Origin of the sequence: Paenibacillus darwinianus (assembly GCF_000598065.1) — a bacterium.
In the GTDB taxonomy this organism is placed as follows: domain Bacteria; phylum Bacillota; class Bacilli; order Paenibacillales; family Paenibacillaceae; genus Paenibacillus_I; species Paenibacillus_I darwinianus.
Genome location: NZ_KK082214.1, coordinates 1 through 5,000 on the forward strand (window position 1 = coordinate 1; position 5,000 = coordinate 5,000).

The window sequence follows — 5,000 nt, forward strand, 5'->3', positions numbered from 1 at the left end:
GGTTACCCCACCGGCTTCGGGTGTTGTAAACTCTCGTGGTGTGACGGGCGGTGTGTACAAGACCCGGGAACGTATTCACCGCGGCATGCTGATCCGCGATTACTAGCAATTCCGACTTCATGCAGGCGAGTTGCAGCCTGCAATCCGAACTGAGACCGGCTTTGATAGGATTGGCTCCATCTCGCGACTTCGCTTCCCGTTGTACCGGCCATTGTAGTACGTGTGTAGCCCAGGTCATAAGGGGCATGATGATTTGACGTCATCCCCACCTTCCTCCGGTTTGTCACCGGCAGTCATCTTAGAGTGCCCAGCTTTACCTGCTGGCAACTAACATCAAGGGTTGCGCTCGTTGCGGGACTTAACCCAACATCTCACGACACGAGCTGACGACAACCATGCACCACCTGTCTCCCCTGTCCCGAAGGAAAACACCATCTCTGATGCGGTCAGGGGGATGTCAAGACCTGGTAAGGTTCTTCGCGTTGCTTCGAATTAAACCACATACTCCACTGCTTGTGCGGGTCCCCGTCAATTCCTTTGAGTTTCAGTCTTGCGACCGTACTCCCCAGGCGGAATGCTTAATGTGTTAACTTCGGCACCAAGGGTATCGAAACCCCTAACACCTAGCATTCATCGTTTACGGCGTGGACTACCAGGGTATCTAATCCTGTTTGCTCCCCACGCTTTCGCGCCTCAGCGTCAGTTACAGCCCAGAAAGTCGCCTTCGCCACTGGTGTTCCTCCACATCTCTACGCATTTCACCGCTACACGTGGAATTCCACTTTCCTCTTCTGCACTCAAGCCTTGCAGTTTCCCATGCGACCTGGAGTTGAGCCCCACGTTTAAACACAAGACTTACAAAGCCGCCTGCGCGCGCTTTACGCCCAATAATTCCGGACAACGCTTGCCCCCTACGTATTACCGCGGCTGCTGGCACGTAGTTAGCCGGGGCTTTCTTCTCAGGTACCGTCATGGCAAGAGCAGTTACTCTCCTACCCGTTCTTCCCTGGCAACAGAGCTTTACGACCCGAAGGCCTTCCTCACTCACGCGGCGTTGCTCCGTCAGACTTTCGTCCATTGCGGAAGATTCCCTACTGCTGCCTCCCGTAGGAGTCTGGGCCGTGTCTCAGTCCCAGTGTGGCCGATCACCCTCTCAGGTCGGCTACGCATCGTCGCCTTGGTGAGCCGTTACCTCACCAACTAGCTAATGCGCCGCAGGTCCATCCGTAAGCGGCAGATTGCTCCGCCTTTCCCAATTCCCCCATGCGAGGGTATTGCGTATCCGCTATTAGCATCCGTTTCCGAATGTTATCCCGGTCTTACGGGCAGGTTACCTACGTGTTACTCACCCGTCCGCCGCTAACTCAGTCAGGAGCAAGCTCCCGACTAAATCCGCTCGACTTGCATGTATTAGGCACGCCGCCAGCGTTCGTCCTGAGCCAGGATCAAACTCTCCATTAAAGTGAGTCGATATCGCTCATCACTTGTATAGCTTTTCCATCTTCCCTTGCAGGAAAATGGGGCAGTTTCGCTCGTTGTTCAGTTTTCAAAGGGCAACTCTGATAATATACCACGCCGCTCTATCACCTGGCAAGCGCCAATGTTTTCCAGGAAAAGGCGGTTACCATTCGGCTGATAAGCATCCGTGGTTTTTCCTGATACCTCGTCGGCGGCAGGAGTTATATAATAACATATTACAACTGTCGGGACAAGCATCAATTATTTCCAATTTCAAGTTTGTCCGTTCCGCATCTTCAACGCAACGTTAGCCTTCTGGCTAAACCCGCCGCCGGCGACAAAACAGCCTGCACCCGCATCCGGCTGCTTTGTCGCATCTCTCCCTGCGTCAGGTCAGGCGTTCGTTATCTTGTCCGATCGGACTCGGCCAATTACTAAAGGGACGCATTGAACTGCTTTAGATCCTCCACAAGCTCCTTCGGCAGTTCCTTATCCTCCCCAAAACCTTCGGTCAGCGTCTCGGCGACGAATTCCGCGCTCACGCCATAATGTTTCAGAATGACGTTAATCGTGTCCAACTGCTCGTGATTTTCCACGAATTCGTTAAGTCTGCTCATTGCATCGCCTCCTTGTAGTCGGAGTTTATTTTAGCTCATCCTGCGGTTTTTATCCTTCGTACATAATTGCCGGTCCTCCCACCCAAGTTAACGGTTAGCGAATTCCATCAGACGGGAGGGCACAACATGAATTCTAACAAGGCAACCTCCGCGCAGAGCCGCTCCACCGAGTCGCTATCCAAGGCAAAGAGACAGACAAATTACAGTGGTGGCAGCTTTCCCTGTTGGGCGTTGCGTTTACGATCGGCACAGGTTATTTCTCGGCTCGGGGCTGGCCCTGCGCATCGGCGGACCGGGCGCGGTGATCGCCTTTGCCGTTGCCGCTTTCGGCAAAGGACCGCACTGTCGCTTTTCTCCAGGTTCTGATTGCCGGACGTACCGTTATGGATATTCGCCGCCGGTTATGGAACGCTGGGCTTGATCATCGTTCTGCTGGGTACCAGGGGCCTTCGAGCGATTCGAGAATCTGTGCGCCCTGATCAAAATATCCGTGATCGTTATGTTTCTCATTATCGGCACGGCGGCTTTGTTCGGCGTTTTCGGAAAAGGAGGAAGCAACCCCGCACTGCCCGTATCCATCGGCCAATATGTTCCGCACGGCGCGATAGGGCTTTGGGCGTCACTGCTGTTTGCTTTTTACACCTTCGGCGGGATCGAGATCATGGGCATGAAGGCCCTTCGGCTCCGCAATCCAAGAGACGCGCCCAAGACGGGGAAAATGATGCTGCTGCTCGCGATCGTTTACAGCGCGTCCCTCCTGCTCGCCATCACTCTGGTGCCTTGGACGACGTTTCAACCCGGATAAAAGTCCATTCCCCATGTGCTGGACTGCCGCATTGATCGGCCCGATCGGAGCGGACAAGGAAAGTCCCAACAACAAATAACTGATCCAAACGCTCATCGCTACTATCATCCTCCCTGTCGGTTGTGGAAGTTGGCTTGTAACAATTCATTCGCAACCGTCGGCTTGTACGACAATAATTCAGGAGAACACAAAAACAGCCCCGGACGGGGTTGTTTTTGCATGATGATTGTTAGAATGTCGTCAAAGGATCATACAGGCTGGAGCTTGCCGTTAAAAACATAGCGGTGAAGCACCCATTCCGAGAGGGCAACCATGCCGGATATAAATGACGTTTCAACAACGTTTAGCCCCCAGTCCAGGAAATAAGACAGGACACCTAGATAGACAGCGGCCAGAATAAAATCCGACAGTGTCGCAACGGTGTTGTTCGTATGGCGCAGCAGCATCTGATCCCCCATGATGTAGGCGATGAACGTCAGGCCAGTGGCCGCGAGCACCGCGCCCCAGAACGAGACGTCCGAGTAGTAGATCAACAGCGAAACGACAATCCCGCCGTTGACCAGCCATTTCAGCAAAATTTTAATCACCACTAATCAGCCGCCTTGACATGTTTCAAAATATACCCGATATCCCGAGCGATCTCGGCTGCCTTGGCTTTGGGATTCATGCCGTTCATATTCTGTTGCACACGCTTCAATGCGTTGATGGCGTTTTGATCCGTGACCTTCCATACGCGGGCCTCACTGCTGGACGAACCGTTAGATTGCCTGCCGCCAAGACTACCGCTGTCCGCTACAACGACGGCATTACCGATCATAAGCCCGACGTTCGCGCCGACACCATGCGGTCTGGAGCCTAGTCCTGTGCGAGCTGTGCCGTACAGGTCAGTCGTACCATTGGTGCCGTAACCGATGATACCCGAACGATTTACGCCTCGGTTGAACAGTCCTCCGTAACCGGCATCCTTGCCCGTATAGGAGTTACCTGTGTTGTCCGTACCATAGCCGTTTACGCCGTTATGGGCACCGGCGTCGTCACCGTTAGGCGAAGTGCTGCTGCGACGTCCTCCGTTACGGTTACGATCATCCGTTAATCCGAGCTGATCGGCCAAGCCTCTCAGACCGAAGCCCGACTCCCCCAGTCCCTGCACATCATTGCCAAGATTACCCATGCGATCCCGGGCATCGTTCCCCATATCGTTCACACGATTGCGCACATTCTCGCCCATCGCTACGAACCGACTGCGTACGTCGTCGTTTGCGTCTTCTGTCCGGTCTCGCGCGTTATTGACGGCTTGACCAATGGTGTTATTGCGGCCATCGTATCGGCCTCCGTCGGTCGATCGGGTGCCGACCGTGTTTCCGTTGCGGCTGCCTGTACCGTTATTCCCGTTGTCGTTATTGGTACCGCAGCCGACAACCAGCATCGCGGACAAGCCGATCACACCGAGCAATGACAGCGCCTTGTTCTTCAACCGTAAAACCTCCCTCGATAATGTGATGTGTGCTCCGACGACTTCGGGGTTCTTCCGCAGGCTAGCCCTTCACGGAGAGGAGCCATTCCCCATAACATACCTCATCGGATGCTCACCTCGTCAGTCTGCCGTCGTGTCGGCGACTTCGCTACGGAATTCAAACCGCTCATTTAGATTTCCGCCTTGAAGCGCCTATTATTCGGGCTTCCAGCGTTATTTGGTAACGGCAAAAAACCGCTGAGCGGCGCTGCAGCCTGCAGCGTCATTCAGCGGTTTCTTTATGTGCGTTTGCCATTGCACGTTGAAAACCGGATGCGAATGTAAAGTGAGCTGATTGCCTGTTCTTACTCCCCTCATTCGGGGCCCCCGAAAAGTAATCGGCATACGCTACGAAGCATATCGTCACTTTTGGGGTATCTTAGGATAAGCCCTCGACCGATTAGTATTCGTCAGCTGCACGCATTGCTGCGCTTCCACCCCGAACCTATCAACCTGGTCGTCTACCAGGGGTCTTACGGATTGGGAAATCTCATCTTGAGGGGGGCTTCACGCTTAGATGCTTTCAGCGCTTATCCCGTCCGTACTTGGCTACCCAGCGGTGCTCCTGGCGGAACAACTGGTACACCAGCGGTACGTCCATCCCGGT

At 54.2% G+C, this 5,000-nt stretch carries 4 protein-coding genes and 2 rRNA genes (1 of these 6 running past the window's edge); 1 reads left to right on the forward strand and 5 read right to left on the reverse strand.

Features of this window, described 5'->3' with window-relative positions; translation table 11 throughout:
- A 16S ribosomal RNA gene (locus BG52_RS14025) occupies positions 1–1,461 on the reverse strand; the annotation flags it as partial.
- A 431-nt stretch (positions 1,462–1,892) separates the two neighbouring features.
- Positions 1,893–2,075 (reverse strand): hypothetical protein, encoded by a 183-nt coding sequence (locus BG52_RS14030; RefSeq protein WP_036586453.1) that lies wholly within the window; start codon positions 2,073–2,075, stop codon positions 1,893–1,895.
- 499 nt (positions 2,076–2,574) lie between these two features.
- On the opposite strand from BG52_RS14030, the gene BG52_RS16585 reads away from it, so the two are divergent.
- A complete protein-coding gene (locus BG52_RS16585; protein WP_051588183.1) occupies positions 2,575–2,880 on the forward strand; it encodes a hypothetical protein in 306 nt (101 codons plus the stop codon).
- 248 nt (positions 2,881–3,128) lie between these two features.
- Here the strand turns inward: BG52_RS16585 and BG52_RS14040 are convergent, their stop codons facing one another.
- From BG52_RS14040 to BG52_RS14050, 3 genes are all read right to left on the reverse strand, one after another.
- Positions 3,129–3,470, reverse strand: a complete 342-nt coding sequence (locus BG52_RS14040) for a DUF2512 family protein (RefSeq protein ID WP_051588181.1) — start codon at positions 3,468–3,470, stop codon at positions 3,129–3,131.
- A complete protein-coding gene (locus BG52_RS14045) occupies positions 3,470–4,354 on the reverse strand; it encodes a hypothetical protein (protein ID WP_036586451.1) in 885 nt (294 codons plus the stop codon). Before BG52_RS14045 ends, BG52_RS14040 begins: the two co-directional genes overlap by 1 nt.
- A 419-nt stretch (positions 4,355–4,773) precedes the next feature.
- Positions 4,774–5,000: ribosomal RNA gene (locus tag BG52_RS14050) — 23S ribosomal RNA — on the reverse strand (its annotated part continues 2,084 nt past the right edge of the window); the annotation flags it as partial.